This is a genomic window from Enterobacter cloacae complex sp. P47BA, from assembly GCF_014930485.1.
Taxonomy (GTDB): Bacteria; Pseudomonadota; Gammaproteobacteria; order Enterobacterales; family Enterobacteriaceae; genus Enterobacter; species Enterobacter bugandensis.
Genome location: NZ_JADBRF010000004.1, coordinates 39,790 through 58,266, shown reverse-complemented (window position 1 = coordinate 58,266; position 18,477 = coordinate 39,790). Strand labels below are relative to the sequence as shown.

Sequence of the window (18,477 nt, the reverse complement as noted above, 5' to 3'; positions counted from 1 at the left end):
CCGGGGAGTTGACCTTCCCCTTCCCCGGCGTACAATCCCCGCCCATTGCTGCTGAGTTTTCTTCTGGAATCACCATGAACGATGGAACGGACTATCGCGCGATCCTCGCGTCTGATACCCCTTTAATCGACGTTCGCGCGCCGATCGAATTTGCCCAGGGTGCGATGCCCGCCGCACTCAACCTGCCCTTAATGAACGACGACGAGCGTGCCGCCGTCGGTACCTGCTATAAGCGCCAGGGATCCGACGCCGCGCTGGCGCTCGGCCATAGCCTGGTGAGCGGCGAGACGCGGGAGTCGCGCATTAACGCCTGGCGTGAAGCCAGCCTTGCGCACCCCGAGGGCTATCTCTGCTGCGCGCGCGGCGGTCAGCGCTCGCATATCTCTCAGGCCTGGCTGAAAGAGGCTGGCATCGACTACCCGCTGATCCGCGGCGGCTATAAGGCCCTGCGCCAGACGGCAATTCAGGTCACCATTGAGCAGTCGCAAAAGCCGATGGTGCTTATTGGCGGCTGTACCGGCAACGGTAAAACGCTGCTGGTGAAGCAGCACGCGCAGGGCATCGATCTGGAAGGGCTGGCGCACCATCGCGGCTCGTCGTTTGGCCGCACGCTTACGCCGCAGCTTTCCCAGGCGAGCTTTGAGAATCACCTTGCGGTTGAGCTTTTGAAAAAAGACGCCGCGCGCTGGGTGCTGGAGGACGAGGGCCGGATGATTGGCTCCAACCACCTGCCGGAGTGCCTGCGCGACTGCATGGTTGACGCCCCTATCGTTGTCGTCGAAGACCCGTTTGAAATCCGACTTGAGCGCCTGCGCGAAGAGTATTTTGACCACATGTGGGCGGATTTTTCTGCCGCGTACGGTGAGGAGGCGGGCTGGAAGGAGTACAGCGATTACCTGCACCACGGCCTGTTTGCCATTCGCCGTCGGCTTGGGCTACAGCGTTTTGCGGAATTTACAGCGCTGCTGGACGCGGCCCTTGCCGAACAACAGCGAATGGGCAGCACCGACGCGCACTTCAGCTGGCTTGTACCGCTGCTGAAGGACTATTACGACCCGATGTACGGCTATCAGCTGGAGAAGAAAGCGGAGAAGATTGTCTATCGCGGGACGTTCGCAGAAATTGCCGAGTGGCTTAATCGCTAAAAAAAGCCGGGTGGCGAGGTAAAAGCAAAACGGCAACCTGGTTGCCGTTTTTAATGTTTGTTCCCTCTCCCCGTGGGAGAGGGTCAGGGTGAGGGCATCAGGCCGCACCCTACATGACACCTTAGAAGTCGTAACGCAGACGCACCAGGTTCATATCGCCCAGGTTGTCGGTGCTGGAGGTGAACACGTGTTCGTAATCCACGCGGAAACCGTAATCCAGCTGGAAGCTGATACCCACGCCGTTGTCGATGCGCTGGTAGTTACGGCCGTTCACGTACTCGATGCGGTCACCCATGAAGTAAGGCTGGATGGATTTCACCGCGTACTGACCGATTGGGAATTTGTACCCTGCGAAGTATTCAATACCCCACGCGTCGCCCGCAAAGTAGTCGTTAACAGACACTTTTTTGGTGGTCAGGAAGTTCTGGTACCAGCCGCCGCCAGCGGAGAAGGTCCAGTTGTCCGGCGTCCAGCTCAGCGCAGTACCGACAATATTCTGGTCGTAGGATTTGCTGTCCCCGTTGTCCGGGTTACGCATGTCCGCGCGGGTGTAGTTCCACGCAGCACCCCAGGTCAGATCGGTGGTCAGGTGGTAATCGATACCCAGTGAGCCGCCGCCTTTACGCTTGTAGCGCAGGCCGTTGCCCGGCAGATATTCGCTGTCTTCAAACAGGTAGGATGCATAGATGTCCGCATCGCCCACGGTTTTCTTATATTTCAGCATCTGGCGTGAACGATAAGAGCCGTCGTAGTCGCCGTTGATCCCGTTACCCGGCGCCTGGCCGATCATGTCGTAGTCCCAGATATCGGTTTTCGCGCCCACCACATCATAGTAAACGCTGTTCTGCTGGCCGAAGGTCAGCGTACCCCAGGTATCGCTCTTCAGGCCGGTGTAGAGCATACGGCGTGAGGTGTCGTGCGCGCCGTCGGCGTAGTGGTTATCCCAGTTAAACTGCGCCGGAATGTTCACCCCCAGCTCGTAATAGCTGATCCAGCTGATGTCATCGAACAGGTAGTAGTCTGCCGCGAAACGGAAGCGGGTACCGCCGTCAAAGCCGTTACGCTTGTAGCCGTTTTTGCCGTCATCGCCGGTCATGTTCTGGAACTGAGGACGAATACTGCCGCCAACGGTGAAGTTCAGGCGGCTCAGCGGGTTACCCGCCTGAGGATCCTGCTTAAGTACGGTGATTTCTGCCTGAGATGCAAAAGTAGTCAATGCCACTGCCGCGCCGATCGTTGCCGCCAGCGCTGATTTTTTTATAGTCATTATTTTTCCTTAATAGACACGCTGCTAAATATTTAGCTGGTGAATATTAACCGGAAATTTTCGGGCTGTGTGGGCGGGTTTTTAATGTTTTGTGCTACTAAATGCGTTTGCATTATCACTTTGTGCTATTTAAGCATTGCGCACCGGCATAAAAACCGGTGCGTAATGATTACCATGCCAAATCAATTCACAAACTGCCGGAACAGGGCCTTGCCCTTTAACAATCGCGCCCCGAGCCAGCCCCCGCAGAGGGAGAGCAGCACCGCGCCGCAGAGAGGGAGTACTAGCCAGAGACGCCAGTCAGGCTCCCACGGGAAGTCGAAGACCTTTGTCTGCAGCACCGCCAGCGCCGTCTCCGCGCCAATCGCCGCGACCAGACCCGCCACCAGCCCAAGCAGCGCAAACTCGCTCCAGAGCGTCGCCCGCAGCAGCCGCTTACCCGCGCCGAGCGTGCGGTAGACTATCAGTTCCTGATGACGCTGGCGCATGCCCACCTGCACCTGCGCCAGCAGCAGCAATATGCCGCAGATTGTCACCAGCACCACCATCACCTCCAGCGCGCGGCTCACCTGCTCCAGCACCTGCCCGACCTGTTTGAGGATCGCGCCAATATCCAGCAGGCTCACCGTCGGGAACTCCCGGTTAAGCTGCGTCAGCATGCCGTTGCCGTTTTCCCAGCGGAAGCTGGTCAGCCAGCTCTGCGGCTGCCCGTCCAGCGCGCCCGGCGGGAAGATGAAGAAGAAGTTTGGCCGCAGGCTTTCCCAGTCCACTTTACGGAGGCTGGTGACTTTGGCGGTAAAATCCTGGGTATCACCGGTGAAGGTCACGCTGTCCCCGAGCTTCACGTTCAGGCGCGTCGCCAGCCCCTCTTCCATCGACACCTCTCCCGCTTTCGGCGGCCAGCTACCGGCGGTAATCGGGTTATGGTCGGGACGTTTCTCCTGCCAGGTCAGGTTGAGTTCGCGGTTAAGCGACTCGTCCTTGTTCCCCTCGGTTGACTGGCCGTTGATCTGCGTCAGACGCGCACGGACGATGGGATAGAACGACTCGGGAATAATGTGATGCTCCGACAGGAAACCCTTCAGCGGCGTCACCTGTTCCGGTGCGATGTTGATCAGGAAATAGTTCGGGCTTTCCGGCGGAAGCTGCTGCTGCCAGCGATCCAGCAGATCCCCGCGAAGCACGAGGAGCAGCGCCAGCAGCATAAACGACAGCGAAAAGGCCGACAGCTGGCTGAGCGTTGACCAGGGCTGATGCAGCAGGCGGTTGACCGCCAGCCGCACCGGCAGGGATTTTACCGTCAGCCTTTTCAGGACGTTGAGCAGTATCCAGCCCAGCACGCCGCACAGCAGCGCCAGTACCACCGCGCCGGCCAGCACTGCCCACAGCAGGGTGCTGCCGCCCATCAGCCAAGCCAGCAGCCCGACCGCAACAGCAATAATCGCCGGAAGATAGAACTTCAGCGGCCAGACGTTCGCCACCACATCATTGCGCAGCACCCGCAGCGGCTGCGTGGCGAGCAGCAGGCGGTACGGGCGCAGCCCCACCAGCACCGAGATCACCGTCATCGCGCCCATCGCCCACAGCCACGGCCAGAGGCTTGCCGGGGGCAAAGCGGCCGGCAGCACCGGTTTCAGCATCACCATCAGCAGTTTTTCAAACAGCAGGCCTATTATTCCGCCGGTAAGCGCTGAGAGGGCCAGCAGCATCAGCCACTGGCCGACGATCAGCTTGCGCAGCTGCGCCCGCCCCGCGCCGAGGGTTTTAAGGATCGCCACCAGGTCGTAGCGGCTGCGGCAGTAGTGCCCCATCGCCACGGCAACCGCCGCCACCGCCAGCAGCAGGGTTAACAGCGCCGACAGCAGCAGGAACTGTTGGGAACGTTCGAGGGATTTGCCGAGCGCCCCTTCGTCCTGCTCCAGCCCGTACCAGCGGTGTTCCGGCTTGAGCTGCGGCAGAAGCCATTTTTCATACGCCTCCAGCTGCGCGGACGTGCCGCCAAACTTGTAGCGCCAGGTGACGCGGCTTCCCGGCTGGACGGCGTTGGTTTTCGCGACATCGGCGGTGTTCATCAGCAGGCGCGGCGCGAGCTGGAACGGGTTAAAGCCGGAGTCGGGCTCCTGCACCACTTCCCCGGCGATTTTCAGAGTGGCATCGCCAACGTCAATACTGTCGCCGGGTTTCAGGTTGAGAAGTGCCATCAGGCGCGATGCCAGCAGCACCGTGCCGGGCGTCGGCTTTAGCCCCGGCGGGCTGGTTTGTAATTCCCCGTACATCGGGTAGATGTCATCCACGGCCTTCACGCTGGCGAGCTGCGGGGTGTCCCCCGCGAAGGTCATGGTCTGGAAGGTGAGCTGCTCCCCCACCTTTAGCCCTTCCTTGCGCGCTTCCTCAATCCAGCCAGGCGGCACAGGACGCGAGCTTTGCAGCGCCCGGTCCCCGGCCATAAATTCGCGGCTCTGCTGGCTGAGCCCTTTTTCCATACGGTCGCTGACGCTGCCGAGCGCCAGCACGCAGGCCACCGCCAGGCTTAACGCCAGCCAGACAATCAGCAGCGAGGGCGAGCGCCATTCGCGCCAGAACCAGCGGGCGATCATGCTTCCTCCTGAAGAATACCGTTCACCAGCCGCAGGCGGCGGTCGCAGCGGGCGGCCAGCTGCGGATCGTGGGTCACGAGGATCAGCGTGGTGCCATGTTCGCGGTTAAGCGAAAACAGCAGATCAGCAATTTTGTCGCCGGTTTTACGGTCAAGGTTGCCGGTGGGTTCATCGGCAAACAGCACTTCCGGGCGGCCATTAAACGCCCGCGCCAGCGCCACGCGCTGCTGCTCGCCGCCGGAAAGCTGTGCCGGAAGATGGTCGAGGCGCTTGCCCAGGCCGAGCTGTTCCAGCAGCGCCTTCGCATGCGTGCGGCTTTCGCGACTCTTTTCGCCGCGCAGCAGCGCCGGGAGCTCGACGTTTTCCAGCGCGTTCAGGGTCGGGATCAGCATAAAAGACTGAAAGACAAAACCGATATGCCGCGCGCGCAGCGCGGCTCGCGCCTCTTCATCAAGCTGGTGCAGCGGTTGCCCGACCAGGTGGACTTCGCCGCTGCTGCCGTCGTCCAGACCGGCCAGAATCGCCAGCAGCGTAGACTTGCCGGAACCGGATTCGCCAATCAGCGCGATGGTTTCGGCGCGTTTGACAACGAGTTCAACTCCGGTAAGGATTGAAAGCTCCTGCTCCCCCTGACCGACGGACTTCTTAAGACGATGAACTTCAACACTGTTTTCCGCTGGCATTTGCCCTTCCTGTTTTTGATGCTGATGACCTTCCGCGCGGCGGCAGCGGACACGTTACTGATTCTTGGCGACAGCCTGAGCGCGGGCTACCGCATGGCGGCCAGCGCGGCCTGGCCGGCTCTGCTCAATGACAAATGGCAAAGCAAGACGACCGTTATCAACGGCAGCATCAGCGGCGATACCTCGCAGCAGGGTCTGTCGCGCCTGCCTGCGCTGCTTAAGCAGCATCAGCCGCGCTGGGTGCTGGTTGAGCTTGGCGGTAATGACGGCCTGCGTGGCTTCCAGCCGCAGCAAACCGAGCAAACGCTGCGCACCATTTTGCAGGACATCAAGGCGGCAAACGCCCAGCCGCTGCTGATGCAAATTCGCCTGCCCGCCAACTACGGTCGTCGGTATAATGAAGCCTTTAGCGCGATCTACCCTAAGCTTGCCAAAGAGTTTGATATTCCGCTCCTGCCATTTTTCATGGAAGAGGTCTATCTCAAACCTCAGTGGATGCAGGACGACGGTATCCACCCCAATCGCGATGCGCAGCCGTTTATTGCCGACTGGATGGCAACGCGGCTGGCTCCTTTAGTTAAACATGACTCGTAATTCAGCGGAGTTCCTGACAGGTAAAGTTATGCAAAAATCGGTCTTAATTACAGGATGTTCCAGCGGAATCGGCCTTGAGAGCGCGCTTGAACTAAAGCGCCAGGGATTTAGGGTGCTGGCAGCGTGCCGCAAGCCTGACGATGTCGAGCGCATGAACGGGCTGGGCTTTACCGGCATACAGCTGGATATGGACTCGCCGGAGAGCGTTGAACGCGCCGCCGACGAGGTGATAGCCCTGACCGAAGGCCGTCTGTACGGTCTCTTTAATAATGCCGGTTACGGCGTGTATGGCCCGCTGGATACGCTCTCGCGCGAAACGCTGGAGAAGCAGTTTTCAACCAATTTCTTTGGCGTCCATCAGCTCACCATGCGTCTGCTCCCGGCCATGCTGCCGCACGGCGAAGGGCGCATCGTGATGACATCGTCAGTGATGGGGCTGATTTCCACCCCGGGCCGCGGCGCCTACGCCGCCAGCAAATATGCGCTGGAAGCCTGGTCCGACGCCCTGCGCATGGAGCTGCGCCACAGCGGCATCAAGGTCAGCCTGATTGAACCCGGCCCGATCCGCACCCGCTTTACCGAAAACGTGAACCAGACCCAGGCGGACAAACCGGTCGAAAACCCCGGCATCGCCGCACGTTTTACCCTCGGGCCAGAGGCGGTGGTTGCCAAAGTGCGCCATGCTTTTGAGAGCGAGCATCCCAAAATGCGCTATCCGGTGACGCTGGTCACCCATGCCGTCGGCTGGTTAAAGCGCCTGCTTCCGGGCAGGATAATGGACAAAATTTTGCACGGCTGAGTTGAAGCGACGACGCTCATCCCCATGTAAAGAGTAAACCGACAAAAGAGAAAGCCGCATGTCCGTACAGAATATCGTCAATATTACAGAAGCAAACCTGCAACAGGTCCTCGAACAGTCGATGGCTAAACCGGTGCTGTTCTACTTCTGGTCTGAGCGCAGCCAGCACTGTCTGCAGCTGACGCCGGTGCTGGAAAACCTTGCCGCGCAGTACAACGGTCAGTTCATTCTGGCGAAACTGGATTGTGACGCCGAACCGATGGTGGCGTCGCAGTTTGGTCTGCGCGCCATTCCAACCGTTTATCTGTTCCAGAACGGCCAGCCTGTCGATGGCTTCCAGGGACCCCAGCCGGAAGAGGCGATTCGCGCCCTGCTGGATAAAGTGCTGCCGCGCGAAGAAGAGCTGAAAGCGCAGGAAGCGATGGCGCTGATGCAGGAAGGCAAATACGACGAGGCGCTGCCGCTGCTGAAAGAGGCGTGGCAGCTGTCGAACCAGGACAGCCAGATCGGCCTGCTGCTGGCGGAAACGCAGATCGCCCTGCACCGTTCAGAAGACGCGGAAGCCGTGCTCAAGACGGTACCAATGCAGGATCAGGATACTCGCTATCAGGGGCTGGTGGCGCAGATTGAGCTGCTAAAGCAGGCGGCGGACACTCCGGAAATTCAGCAGCTGCAGCAGCAGGTGGCCGACAACCCGGCGGATGCCGCGCTGGCAAGCCAGCTGGCGCTCCAGCTGCATCAGGTGGGACGTAACGAAGAGGCGCTGGAGCTGCTGTTCAGCCACCTGCAGAAAGATCTGGCTGCCGCAGACGGTCAGGCGCGCAAGATGTTCCAGGAGATCCTGGCCGCGCTGGGCACCGGAGACGCGCTGGCGTCGAAGTATCGTCGTCAGTTGTACGCGCTGCTCTACTAACAAAAAATGCCCGGTGGCGCTAACGCTTACCGGGCCTACAAAAAACCGATATTACCCCGTCTTTTTCAACGGCGTCACCACCAGCTGGTGGCGCGGGTTGTAGAACTTCCGATAGGTCAGATAGCAAGCAATGATGGTTGACAGGCTCGCCGTGGAAAGCAGCATAAACGTCACCATGATCTGATACTTAATCGCTTTTACCGGATCGATACCGGCAAAGATCAGCCCCGACATCATGCCCGGCAGGCTCACCAGCCCCACCGTTTTGGCAGAATCCACGGTCGGGATCAGCGATGAGCGAATGCTCTCACGAATCAGCCGCGCTGAAGCCATTTTTGGCGTCGCCCCCAGGCTTAACTTCTCCTGCAGCTGCTGCTGTTCACTGCTGAAACGCTGGCCAAGGTTGTTGTAGCACAGGCCAACGGCCACCATGGCGTTTCCCGCAATCATCCCGGAGATAGGGATCACCTGCATCGGCGTAAACTCAATCGAGCCAGAGAGCACCAACACCGCCAGGGTGAGCGCCGTCCCGGTGGTAATCGCGATAAATGACGAGATAAACGCCTTATCAATATATTTACTGCGTTTCTGCGCGTTCCACGCCGCGTTAAAGCAGATGAAGAGCACCATCAGCAGCGTCAGCACCGCGTGGTTGACATTGAAAATATACTTCAGCACATAGCCGACGATGATGAGCTGAACCACCGCGCGGCAGATACTCCAGACAATATCTTTTTCCAGGCCCAGCTTTTCCCGGTAGCTGACGACGATAGCAATCAGCACCAGAACCATCGAAAACGCCAGAGATTCATTGGTAATGTTATGCTCACCCACGGTTGGCCTCCTGCATTTTCCCGCCGTGCGGCTGGAGCGTAATCACGTCATCCGCATGGGTAATTTCGTTTGAGTCGTGCGTCACCCACAGCACGGCAATATTCTGCTCGCGGGCGTAACGATGAATAATCTCGTTGACGTTGCGTTTGTTGGCATCATCGAGCGCGCTGGTGATCTCATCCAGCAGCAATACCTTCGGTAAGAACTGCAGATTACGGATCAGCGAGACGCGCTGCTTTTCGCCGCCCGAGAGCTCACTGATGGATTTGGTCAGCGTCTCCTTCGCCAGGCCAAAACGGGCCAGATCGTCGATGAATTTTTCCGGCTCCGGCGTTTTATTGCGGATTTGCCACGGAAAAATCAGGTTATCAAAAACCGTGTCGCCAAAAAGCACGGGCGTTTGGACGCAATAAGAGACCTGCTGGCGATAGCTTTCCGGGGAAAGTGACGCAATATCCTGCCCTTCAAACAGAATGGTTCCCTCCGTTGGGCTCAGCAGTGAGGCCACAATCTTCAGTAAGGTGCTTTTACCGCAGCCTGACGGCCCCGTTATCAGCTTGAACTCACCGGGAGAAAGGTTAAACCCGACGTGCTGAAGGATCGTGTTATTTGCGACACGAAAGCCGACGTCCTTTATCTGCAAAACTGCATTTTCGTTGTTCATATTTTTTCCAGTAACTCCTGAGCGTTATTAGCATAATCCGTGCCGCACGTTCGTCACAACGCGTTTTAGCGCCCCCTTTCGCCACCAAGACTTCCGATTGTGTTTACCGTGCATTCATTAGACATGCTTTACACTTTCGCTTTACAGTTTACGCCGTGACCTTAGCGACACTTCCGCATCCCTGGTTTAGAACATTCGTTAAAGTGGTGTTAAGCTCTGCCCGCAACACAATAAGGAAGTACAAGAATGTCTAATATTCACACTTTTTATGATTTCTCTGAACTTGAACCCGGCGTGAAAACCATCGATCAGCTTCTTGCCGCCATTGCTTCAGAATCCGTTACGGCTTATGTGTTCGGGGGAGAGCTTGTCCGGTTCGTTAAGGGCCTGCTGAAGATGAAGCCGGTCATTCAGCTGAAGAATTGCCGCTTTGCGTTTGATAACGGCACTCGCTTCGTTGAAATCGACGGCAGAGGGAATGTCAAAGAGTTCGAGCCGGGCAAGGTTCCGGCCTGGTTCCAGTCTCCCGGTGAGTTTGCCCGCGGCCAGTGGCTGGTCAACCATGATTTTGCGGACCTGATGACGCCGGAATTTATCCGCGCGTTTATCGAACGCTTCCCGGACGTAAGCAAACGACGCGAACACGCGAACCTGCTGTTCGATCTGCAGCTCAATAAGCTGGCGCCCGCGCAGCCCGCGGCGAAAAAGACCGGCAACGTTCAGGGCAAAACGACCAAACCCAAAGTCACCGATCTGCAGTCTTTCGAACTCTTCAGCCAGTTTTATGCGCGTATGAAAACGGCAGTCTGTGCAGACCAGTTCCCGACGCTGCAAATTCTGACGGGACACGACGCCGTCAACGACGCACCCACCTCTCTGAAGGGCGCGGTACGCACCTGGTTTAAAGGGATCACCGGTCAGCTTCCGCCGAACAACAAGCGCGTGGGCGCGGGCAATGCGGAACTGTTCTGCGCGCCGATCCGCGAGCAGCTGCGCCAGGTCGAAGAGATTGGGCTGGAGACCTTCTATCACGGCCTGTCGAAAGCCATCGCCGATGCGGGTGACGATGCGCTGATCGCTGACTTTACCTACAGCTACCACTAACGCTCTGCCCCGCCCGTCGGACGGGGCGAATTTTAGCCCATTAGCCGATATACTTACGAATAGCAAACACGCGCTTTTTCTCATCAAAGCATGCAAAACAGGAGGTTTTTATGCTCATCGTTGTTCCCGTCCTTATATTCGTTGCGCTGGTTATCGTGGGCGCAGGTGTCAAAATTGTCCCTCAGGGTTACCAGTGGACCGTCGAGCGCTTCGGCCGCTATACCAACACGCTGCAGCCCGGCCTGAGCCTGATTGTTCCGTTCATGGACCGGATTGGCCGCAAAATCAACATGATGGAGCAGGTGCTGGATATCCCCTCTCAGGAAGTGATCTCCAAAGATAACGCCAACGTTACCATTGATGCCGTCTGCTTTATTCAGGTGATTGATGCGCCGAAAGCGGCCTATGAGGTGAGCAACCTGGAGCTGGCGATCGTCAACCTGACGATGACCAACATCCGTACCGTGCTCGGCTCGATGGAGCTGGACGAAATGCTCTCCCAGCGCGACAGCATCAATACCCGCCTGCTGCACATTGTTGATGAGGCAACGAACCCGTGGGGGATCAAAGTCACCCGTATTGAGATCCGCGACGTGCGCCCACCGGCAGAGCTGATCGCCTCCATGAACGCGCAGATGAAGGCCGAGCGTACCAAGCGTGCCTATATTCTGGAAGCCGAAGGGGTCCGTCAGGCGGAGATCCTCAAAGCGGAAGGGGAAAAACAGTCGCAGATCCTGAAAGCCGAAGGCGACCGTCAGTCCGCGTTCTTACAGGCGGAAGCGCGTGAACGTTCCGCAGAAGCGGAAGCCCGTGCGACACAGATGGTCTCCGAGGCGATTGCCGCCGGTGATATCCAGGCCGTGAACTACTTCGTGGCGCAAAAATATACCGATGCGCTGAAAGAGATCGGCTCCGCGAACAACAGCAAAGTGGTGATGATGCCCCTGGACGCCAGCAGCCTGATGGGCTCTATCGCAGGGATCGCCGAACTGATCAAAGACAGCGGAAATGAGCGTAAAAAATGATTGAGCTCATCGTTGCACATCCTCATGCCTTCTGGCTAAGCCTCGGTGGCTTATTGCTGGCGGCGGAGATGCTTGGCGGCAACGGCTACCTGCTCTGGAGCGGTGTTGCCGCTGTCATTACGGGCCTGCTGGTCTGGATCCTTCCTCTGGGCTGGGCGTGGCAGGGCGCGCTGTTTGCCGTGCTGACGCTGGTTGCCGCCTGGCTGTGGTGGCGCTGGCTTAACCGTCAGGTCAAAGAGCAGAAACCGCTGGACGCGCATCTTAACCAGCGCGGACAGCAAATTGTCGGCAAGCGCTTTACGCTCGACGCCGCGCTGGTGAACGGGCGCGGGCACATGCGCGTGGGCGACAGCTCGTGGCCGGTGGTGGCCGACGACGACCTCAGCGCCGGAACGCAGGTTGAGGTCATTGCGGTGGAAGGGATTACGCTGCGGGTAAAAGCCTGCTAGACGTGGGTTTTGCGATGGCAGCAGCCGGCAAGATTATCAATAATCGGGCAGTCGGCGCTGTCATCACCCGGACAGGATTCCGCCAGCTGCAGCAGCTGTTCGCGCATCGCCTGTAGCTCGATGATGTGGCGCTCGATCTCCGCCACTTTTTCCAGCGTGCGTTTTTTCACGTCCGCGCTGTGGCGCTTCGGATCGTTAAACAGGTTAACCAGCTCGCCGCACTCTTCCAGGTTAAACCCCACCTGTCTTGCCTGGCGCAGCAGCGTCAGCTCATCGAGATGCAGCTGCGTGTAGCTGCGGTAGCCGTTTTCACTGCGCAGCGGTGGCGTTACCAGCCCCTTCTCTTCATAAAAGCGGATCGCCTTGCTGGTTAAGCCGGTTTTTTTTGCCACGTCACTGATATTCACATTTCCCCCTTGACCTTCCCCTTGATGGAAGGTTTAACCTTCATAACAGTTAGCGAAAAGCGTTACTCCGGTCAACAACTGACCAATATATTATACGGGAGTTTTGTTATGTCTCACACTATCGACCTGACGCTGGACGGCCTCTCCTGCGGCCACTGCGTCAAACGCGTTAAAGAAAGCCTGGAACAGCGTCCTGACGTTGAAAGCGCTGAAGTGACTATCGACCATGCCGCCGTGACCGGCAGCGCCAGCGCGGACGCGCTGATTGATACCATTAAACAGGCCGGTTATGGGGCGGAGTTAAGCCACCCAAAGGCTAACCCGCTGGCAGAGTCATCATCCCCGTCGGAAGCGCTGACAGCGGCCACTCCTGAGCTTCCGGCAGCAGATGATATTGATGACAGCCAACAGCTGCTGATCAACGGCATGAGCTGCGCCAGCTGCGTCTCCCGCGTGCAGAACGCCCTGCAGGCGGTACCGGGCGTCGCACAGGCACGGGTCAACCTTGCGGAGCGTACTGCGCTGGTGATGGGCAGTGCCTCCGCCGCAGATTTAGTGCAGGCCGTGGAAAAAGCGGGCTACGGGGCAGAGGCCATCGAAGATGATGCCGAGCGCCGCGAGCGCCAGCAGGAAACGGCTATTACCACCATGAAGCGCTTCCGCTGGCAGGCGATCGTCGCCCTGCTGGTCGGTATTCCGGTGATGGTGTGGGGCATGATGGGTGACAACATGATGGTCACCGCAGACAACCGCACGCTGTGGCTGGTGATTGGTTTAATTACCCTTGCGGTCATGGTCTTTGCAGGTGGGCATTTTTATACCAGCGCCTGGAAGAGCCTGAAAAACCGCACGGCGACGATGGATACGCTGGTTGCGCTCGGTACCGGCGCGGCGTGGCTGTACTCCATGAGCGTGAACGTCTGGCCCCAGTGGTTCCCGATGGAAGCCCGCCATCTCTATTATGAAGCCAGCGCTATGATTATCGGCCTGATTAACCTGGGCCACATGCTGGAAGCGCGCGCCCGTCAGCGCTCCTCGAAAGCGCTGGAACGCTTGCTCGATTTAACCCCGCCGACGGCCCGCGTGGTCACGGACGATGGGGAAAAAAGCGTCCCGCTGGCTGAGGTACAGCCGGGCATGACGCTGCGCCTGACCACCGGCGACCGGGTGCCCGTCGACGGTGAAATCACCCAGGGCGACGCCTGGTTGGATGAAGCGATGTTGACCGGGGAGCCGATCCCCCAGCAAAAATCACAGGGCGATGCGGTTCATGCCGGTACGGTAGTGCAGGACGGCAGCGTGCTGTTCCGCGCCAGTGCCGTCGGTAGCCACACCACGCTGTCGCGTATTATCCGCATGGTCCGCCAGGCCCAGAGCAGCAAGCCGGAGATTGGCCAGCTTGCTGACAAAATCTCGGCCATTTTTGTGCCGGTAGTGGTCGGCATTGCTCTGCTGAGCGCGGCGATCTGGTATTTCTTCGGCCCGGCACCGCAGATTGTTTACACCCTGGTCATCGCCACCACGGTGCTGATCATCGCCTGTCCGTGCGCTCTTGGGCTGGCGACGCCGATGTCGATTATCTCCGGCGTGGGCCGTGCCGCCGAGTTTGGCGTGCTGGTCCGTGATGCAGATGCCCTGCAGCGGGCGAGCACCCTGGATACGATTGTCTTTGATAAAACCGGCACGTTGACCGAGGGCAAACCGCAGGTAGTGGCCGTGAGTACCGCTGGCATTACGCAAGAGGACGCGCTGCGCCTTGCCGCCGCGCTGGAGCAGGGTTCCAGCCACCCGCTGGCCCGCGCCATTCTCGATAAGGGGAATGCTTCTGCCCTGCCGCAGGTCAGCAATTTCCGTACCCTGCGCGGGCTTGGCGTCAGCGGTGAAGCCGACGGCCACGCGCTGCTGCTGGGTAATCAGGCATTGCTGAATGAAAACGGTGTTGATACGTCCGCGCTGGAAGAAGAACTGAAAGCACAGGCGTCTCGGGGTGCCACCCCGGTTCTGCTGGCGGTGGATGGCAAAGCCGCCGCGCTGCTGGCCGTGCGCGATCCGCTTCGCCAGGACAGCGTGGATGCCTTACAGCGCCTGCACCGCGCGGGCTATCGCCTGGTGATGCTGACCGGGGATAACCCGACCACCGCCAACGCCATCGCGAAAGAGGCCGGTATTGATGAGGTGATTGCGGGCGTGCTGCCGGACGGCAAAGCGGACGCCATCAAGGACCTGCAAAGCCAGGGCCGCCAGGTGGCGATGGTGGGCGACGGCATCAACGACGCCCCGGCGCTGGCCCAGGCGGACGTAGGGATAGCCATGGGTGGCGGGAGCGATGTCGCCATTGAAACCGCGGCCATCACGCTGATGCGCCACAGCCTGATGGGCGTGGCCGACGCCCTGGCCATTTCGAAAGCCACGTTGCGCAACATGAAGCAGAACCTGCTGGGGGCGTTCGTCTATAACTCGCTCGGTATTCCGGTTGCTGCCGGCATTTTGTGGCCGCTGACCGGCACCCTGCTGAACCCGGTGGTTGCGGGTGCGGCGATGGCACTCTCCTCCATTACCGTGGTGAGCAACGCCAACCGTCTGCTGCGGTTTAAACCGAAGGATTGAACCTTGTTCTCGTACGCGCTAGCATGACCCTTTCCGGTGATGGAGCGCGTATGAGTCTGTTTAATCGTATAAAAGCATCGTTTCGCGCCCTCTTCCCCCGACGCTATGCCTGGCCCGGCCTGGATATCTCGCTTCCCGGCGGGCAACACCTGCACCTGGTCGGCAGCATCCATATGGGCACGCAGGGAATGTCTCCTCTGCCATCCGGTCTGATAAAACGCCTGAAGCGCGCCGACGCGCTGGTCGTCGAGGCGGACATTTCCGGCCACGAGTCGCCGTTTGCCGGGCTTGAAAGCGATCTCCCGCTGGCGGAGCGCCTGAACGACGACCAGCTCGCGGAGCTGAGGCGCGTGGCGGCAGAAACCGGCGTGTCGCTCTCCATGATTGACACCCTGCCGCTGTGGCAAATTGCGATGGTGCTGCAGGCCACGCAGGCGCAGCGTCTGGGCCTGCGCGGTGACTACGGCATTGATTACCAGCTGCTGAACGTGGCGCGGGCGCGCCGTATGCCCATCATCGAGCTGGAAGGGACGGACAGCCAGATTGCGCTCCTGCGCCAGCTTCCTGACGACGGTCTGATGCTGCTGGATGATACCCTGACCCACTGGCACACCAACGCGCGTCTGCTGCAAACCATGATTGGCTGGTGGCTGGATGCGCCGCCCGCGGACGGTAAGCTGGCGCTTCCGTCGACGTTCAGTGAATCGCTTTATGATGTGCTGATGAATGCGCGCAACAAAGCCTGGCGAGAGACGCTGCATGCTTTACCTGCGGGGGAGTACGTGGTCGCGGTCGGGGCGCTGCATTTATACGGCGAAGGGAATTTGCCGTCGCTGTTGAAATAAAAAAATGGCCAATATTTCTATTGGCCCGTCAAAGAGGAATTTCATCGTTTTTATTATACCGAAGTGACCTTCGGCTGAGCCGATTGTCGCTCAAAGTGACCATCACTGCCAACACTATTGCGCAAGATGGTGCTATTTTTTAGACAAACGTCAGGCGTATGCTAGCTGCATGAATTGTCTGTCGTAAGAAGGATAGCTATGACTCCCGCCGTTAAATTACTCGAAAAAAACAATATTTCTTTCCGGATCCATACCTACGATCATGATCCGAACGAAACCAACTTTGGTGATGAAGTGGTGCGCAAGCTGGGGCTGAACGCTGACCAGGTCTATAAAACGCTGCTGGTCGCGGTGAATGGCGATATGAAGCACCTCGCCGTGGCGGTAACGCCCGTTGCCGGACAGCTCGATCTCAAAAAGGTAGCGAAAGCGCTGGGGGCGAAAAAGGTCGATATGGCGGACCCGATGGTTGCGCAACGCACCACGGGCTATCTGGTGGGCGGGATCAGCCCGCTCGGACAGAAAAAACGCCTGCCGACGCTGATCGATGCGCCTTCGCAGGAATTTGAGACGATCTATATTTCGGGCGGTAAACGCGGGCTGGATATTGAACTGGCCGCGGGCGATCTGGCGAAAATGCTGGACGCGAAGTTTGCGGATATTGCCCGCCGGGAGTAAAAAAAGCCGGGTGGCGACTACGAGGTAAAAGCAAAACGGTAACAGGCGTTACCGTTTTTTGTGTTCGCGCCCTCTCCCGGTGGGAGAGGGTTGGAGTGAGGGCATCAGGCCGCACAACACTACTGCCAGCTCACCTCACCTTTCGGCTCATACGCATTCACGTCAATCGGCGAGTTCTGCTCGATGTACTGCTTCAGCACTTCCGCATCAATAAAACCGGTGTTTACGTAGCCCGGTTTATTATCGATGTGGGGATAGCCGTCGCCGCCGGTAGCGTTAAAGCTTAACGTCGCCAGACGGTAGGTTTTCGCAGGGTCTACCGGCTCGCCTTTGATTTTCAGATCGTTGAGCTTGCCGTCCTTCGCCACAAAGCTGACGTTGGCAAACTGGGGATAGGCACCCGAGTCCGGCTTCATCTGCGCCACGGCGGTCAGGTAGTCAACGACCTCTTTCCCGCTCATATCCGCATACACCACCACGTTGCCGAACGGCTGCACCTTCAGCACGTCTTTATAGGTGATGTTTCCGCCTTCGATGGAGTCACGAATGCCGCCGCCGCTCATCACGCCGAAGTCCGCATTCGTGCGCGCCATCTGCGCCGCCAGCACCAGATGGCCCATGTTGGTCTGCACGAAGCGGACTTTACTGCGGTCCCCTTCCAGACGACCGTTCAGCGTGCCGATTTTCACCTCCAGCTGCGCCTTGCCTTTATTCTGGAACGGCGTCAGCAGGGAGAGCATCTGCTGGTTTTCAGCAATCTCTGGCGTGTAAAGTACGCGCTCGCTTTTCCCGTCCGGGTAGGTGACTTTCTTCTTCAGGTTCACCGGGATAAGCTGATAGCGCACCAGCTTCATCTCACCGTTACGAAACTCAAAGTCCGCCCGACCCACGTATTTACCCCACTCGTGGGCCTGCACAATCCAGATCCCGTTCTGACGATCTGGCGCACACGGCGTGCCCGGCACGTAGTCCACCTGCTTTTTGTTCTCCGACGCCATGCACACCGGATCCTGCGAGTGACCGCCCACAATCATCGCCAGCGAGCCCGCTGGCAGGCTGCGCGCCATCTCCACGTCGCCGGGCGCATTGGAGCCGTGCTCGCCGTTATCGTAGTGTCCCATGTGGGTAGTGGCGATAATCACGTCCGGCTTTTCATTCTGCTGCAGCTCCTGAATCACCAGCTTCGCTTCGTCTGCCGGTTTGCGGAATTCGATATCGGTGAAGAACTCAGGGTTACCGATTTTTGCCGTATCGTCGGTGGTTAAGCCGATGACCGCGATTTTGAGATCCTGACGCTTAAACAGCGCCCACGGTTTAAACAGACGTTCGCCGGTGCTTTTCTGGTAAATATTGGCGGAGAGGAACGGGAATTTGGACCATTTTTCCTGCTGGCGCAGCACGCTCAGCGGATTGTCAAACTCGTGGTTGCCGACGGCCATCGCGTCGTAACCGATTAAATTCATGCCGCGGAAATCGGGTTCAGCATCCTGTAAATCCGATTCCGGCACGCCGGTATTAATATCCCCGCCCGACAGCAGCAACACGCTGCCGCCCTGGGCCGCCACCTCTTTGCGAATGCCGTCCACCAGCGTTTTTTGCGCCGACAGACCATACTCGCCGTATTCACTGCGCCAGAAATGACCGTGATGATCGTTGGTATGCAGGATGGTGATTTTATAGGTTTTATCTTTTTCATACGCCTGCGCGGGCAGGCTTGCCAGGCCCCATGCGGCAATAAGCGCCAGCGCGACGCCCCGCTTCATTAACTTCATCTTCTCTCTCCCTGACCAATAGACAAAGGCAAAAATTACAGTGACTAACAAGAATAGACAAATAAGTTTTCAGAATTGCGACTTTCTTCAAATG

The 18,477-nt window shown here is 58.5% G+C and carries 17 protein-coding genes; 10 read left to right on the top strand and 7 right to left on the bottom strand.

Translation table 11 applies throughout. From position 1 onward, the window contains the following. The first annotated feature begins 74 nt into the window (after positions 1 to 74). On the top strand, positions 75 to 1,145 hold the full coding sequence (mnmH, locus tag IM299_RS06355; RefSeq protein ID WP_193357184.1) for a tRNA 2-selenouridine(34) synthase MnmH: 1,071 nt from the start codon (positions 75 to 77) through the stop codon (positions 1,143 to 1,145). Positions 1,146 to 1,266: 121 nt separating this feature from the next. On the opposite strand, the gene IM299_RS06350 is transcribed toward mnmH, so the two are convergent. The 3 genes from IM299_RS06350 to ybbA form a co-directional block, all read right to left on the bottom strand. Continuing rightward, the gene (locus IM299_RS06350) at positions 1,267 to 2,412 is read right to left on the bottom strand and encodes a porin (protein WP_047367634.1); all 1,146 of its coding nucleotides are present in this window, start codon (positions 2,410 to 2,412) and stop codon (positions 1,267 to 1,269) included. Between the two features lie 182 nt (positions 2,413 to 2,594). Next, positions 2,595 to 5,009: a putative ABC transporter permease subunit YbbP gene (ybbP, locus tag IM299_RS06345; protein ID WP_193357183.1), complete on the bottom strand. Its 2,415-nt coding sequence runs from the start codon at positions 5,007 to 5,009 to the stop codon at positions 2,595 to 2,597. Continuing rightward, positions 5,006 to 5,692 (bottom strand): putative ABC transporter ATP-binding protein YbbA, encoded by a 687-nt coding sequence (gene ybbA / locus IM299_RS06340; protein ID WP_041912055.1) that lies wholly within the window; start codon positions 5,690 to 5,692, stop codon positions 5,006 to 5,008. The genes ybbP and ybbA overlap by 4 nt, the downstream gene beginning before the upstream one ends. Between ybbA and tesA the strand changes: the two genes are divergently transcribed. Genes tesA through IM299_RS06325 form a run of 3 tightly spaced genes read left to right on the top strand, consistent with a single transcriptional unit; the run spans position 5,663 to position 7,998 of the window. Beyond that, positions 5,663 to 6,286, top strand: a complete 624-nt coding sequence (tesA, locus tag IM299_RS06335) for a multifunctional acyl-CoA thioesterase I/protease I/lysophospholipase L1 (protein ID WP_041911043.1) — start codon at positions 5,663 to 5,665, stop codon at positions 6,284 to 6,286. The genes ybbA and tesA overlap by 30 nt on opposite strands. Then, positions 6,276 to 7,085 (top strand): SDR family oxidoreductase, encoded by an 810-nt coding sequence (locus IM299_RS06330; RefSeq protein WP_102863616.1) that lies wholly within the window; start codon positions 6,276 to 6,278, stop codon positions 7,083 to 7,085. The genes tesA and IM299_RS06330 overlap by 11 nt, the downstream gene beginning before the upstream one ends. Positions 7,086 to 7,143: 58 nt before the next feature. Next, positions 7,144 to 7,998 (top strand): co-chaperone YbbN, encoded by an 855-nt coding sequence (locus IM299_RS06325; RefSeq protein WP_193357182.1) that lies wholly within the window; start codon positions 7,144 to 7,146, stop codon positions 7,996 to 7,998. A 51-nt stretch (positions 7,999 to 8,049) separates the two neighbouring features. Here the strand turns inward: IM299_RS06325 and fetB are convergent, their stop codons facing one another. Beyond that, the gene (fetB, locus tag IM299_RS06320) at positions 8,050 to 8,832 is read right to left on the bottom strand and encodes an iron export ABC transporter permease subunit FetB (RefSeq protein WP_193357181.1); all 783 of its coding nucleotides are present in this window, start codon (positions 8,830 to 8,832) and stop codon (positions 8,050 to 8,052) included. Continuing rightward, positions 8,825 to 9,496 (bottom strand): iron ABC transporter ATP-binding protein FetA, encoded by a 672-nt coding sequence (gene fetA / locus IM299_RS06315; RefSeq protein WP_028012209.1) that lies wholly within the window; start codon positions 9,494 to 9,496, stop codon positions 8,825 to 8,827. Before fetA ends, fetB begins: the two co-directional genes overlap by 8 nt. A gap of 246 nt (positions 9,497 to 9,742) precedes the next feature. Here fetA and IM299_RS06310 point away from each other — a divergent pair, with 246 nt between their 5' ends. From IM299_RS06310 to IM299_RS06300, 3 genes are all read left to right on the top strand, one after another. After that, on the top strand, positions 9,743 to 10,600 hold the full coding sequence (locus tag IM299_RS06310; RefSeq protein WP_193357180.1) for a hypothetical protein: 858 nt from the start codon (positions 9,743 to 9,745) through the stop codon (positions 10,598 to 10,600). A gap of 110 nt (positions 10,601 to 10,710) precedes the next feature. Further along, a complete protein-coding gene (locus tag IM299_RS06305; protein ID WP_008499312.1) occupies positions 10,711 to 11,625 on the top strand; it encodes an SPFH domain-containing protein in 915 nt (304 codons plus the stop codon). Beyond that, positions 11,622 to 12,074 carry an NfeD family protein gene (locus IM299_RS06300; protein ID WP_028012207.1) on the top strand — a complete coding sequence of 151 codons (453 nt, stop codon included), beginning with the start codon at positions 11,622 to 11,624 and terminating at the stop codon, positions 12,072 to 12,074. Before IM299_RS06305 ends, IM299_RS06300 begins: the two co-directional genes overlap by 4 nt. Here IM299_RS06300 and cueR read toward each other — a convergent pair. Beyond that, positions 12,071 to 12,481: a Cu(I)-responsive transcriptional regulator gene (gene cueR, locus IM299_RS06295; RefSeq protein WP_028012206.1), complete on the bottom strand. Its 411-nt coding sequence runs from the start codon at positions 12,479 to 12,481 to the stop codon at positions 12,071 to 12,073. The two genes, IM299_RS06300 and cueR, sit on opposite strands and share 4 nt — an antisense overlap. Before the next feature lie 108 nt (positions 12,482 to 12,589). On the opposite strand from cueR, the gene copA reads away from it, so the two are divergent. From copA to ybaK, 3 genes are all read left to right on the top strand, one after another. Next, on the top strand, positions 12,590 to 15,088 hold the full coding sequence (gene copA / locus IM299_RS06290) for a copper-exporting P-type ATPase CopA (protein WP_193357179.1): 2,499 nt from the start codon (positions 12,590 to 12,592) through the stop codon (positions 15,086 to 15,088). Between the two features lie 50 nt (positions 15,089 to 15,138). Then, positions 15,139 to 15,933: a TraB/GumN family protein gene (locus IM299_RS06285; RefSeq protein WP_045631425.1), complete on the top strand. Its 795-nt coding sequence runs from the start codon at positions 15,139 to 15,141 to the stop codon at positions 15,931 to 15,933. Positions 15,934 to 16,131: 198 nt separating this feature from the next. Further along, positions 16,132 to 16,611 (top strand): Cys-tRNA(Pro)/Cys-tRNA(Cys) deacylase YbaK, encoded by a 480-nt coding sequence (gene ybaK / locus IM299_RS06280; RefSeq protein WP_008499307.1) that lies wholly within the window; start codon positions 16,132 to 16,134, stop codon positions 16,609 to 16,611. A gap of 119 nt (positions 16,612 to 16,730) precedes the next feature. Here ybaK and ushA read toward each other — a convergent pair whose 3' ends face one another. Continuing rightward, entirely contained in the window at positions 16,731 to 18,383 is a 1,653-nt protein-coding gene (gene ushA / locus IM299_RS06275) for a bifunctional UDP-sugar hydrolase/5'-nucleotidase UshA (RefSeq protein WP_193357178.1), read from the bottom strand. Between the last annotated feature and the right edge of the window lie 94 nt (positions 18,384 to 18,477).

Excerpts from the sequence above, each read along its gene's own strand:
- IM299_RS06325 (WP_193357182.1), top strand. The coding sequence starts at position 7,144 with ATGTCCGTACAGAATATCGTCAATATTACAGAAGCAAACCTGCAACAG.
- IM299_RS06285 (WP_045631425.1), top strand. The coding sequence starts at position 15,139 with ATGAGTCTGTTTAATCGTATAAAAGCATCGTTTCGCGCCCTCTTCCCC.
- IM299_RS06300 (WP_028012207.1), top strand. The coding sequence starts at position 11,622 with ATGATTGAGCTCATCGTTGCACATCCTCATGCCTTCTGGCTAAGCCTC.
- IM299_RS06310 (WP_193357180.1), top strand. The coding sequence starts at position 9,743 with ATGTCTAATATTCACACTTTTTATGATTTCTCTGAACTTGAACCCGGC.
- ybbA (WP_041912055.1), bottom strand. The coding sequence starts at position 5,692 with ATGCCAGCGGAAAACAGTGTTGAAGTTCATCGTCTTAAGAAGTCCGTC.
- ybaK (WP_008499307.1), top strand. The coding sequence starts at position 16,132 with ATGACTCCCGCCGTTAAATTACTCGAAAAAAACAATATTTCTTTCCGG.
- IM299_RS06330 (WP_102863616.1), top strand. The coding sequence starts at position 6,276 with ATGACTCGTAATTCAGCGGAGTTCCTGACAGGTAAAGTTATGCAAAAA.
- ybbP (WP_193357183.1), bottom strand. The coding sequence starts at position 5,009 with ATGATCGCCCGCTGGTTCTGGCGCGAATGGCGCTCGCCCTCGCTGCTG.
- copA (WP_193357179.1), top strand. The coding sequence starts at position 12,590 with ATGTCTCACACTATCGACCTGACGCTGGACGGCCTCTCCTGCGGCCAC.
- fetA (WP_028012209.1), bottom strand. The coding sequence starts at position 9,496 with ATGAACAACGAAAATGCAGTTTTGCAGATAAAGGACGTCGGCTTTCGT.
- mnmH (WP_193357184.1), top strand. The coding sequence starts at position 75 with ATGAACGATGGAACGGACTATCGCGCGATCCTCGCGTCTGATACCCCT.
- IM299_RS06305 (WP_008499312.1), top strand. The coding sequence starts at position 10,711 with ATGCTCATCGTTGTTCCCGTCCTTATATTCGTTGCGCTGGTTATCGTG.
- IM299_RS06350 (WP_047367634.1), bottom strand. The coding sequence starts at position 2,412 with ATGACTATAAAAAAATCAGCGCTGGCGGCAACGATCGGCGCGGCAGTG.
- ushA (WP_193357178.1), bottom strand. The coding sequence starts at position 18,383 with ATGAAGTTAATGAAGCGGGGCGTCGCGCTGGCGCTTATTGCCGCATGG.
- tesA (WP_041911043.1), top strand. The coding sequence starts at position 5,663 with ATGAACTTCAACACTGTTTTCCGCTGGCATTTGCCCTTCCTGTTTTTG.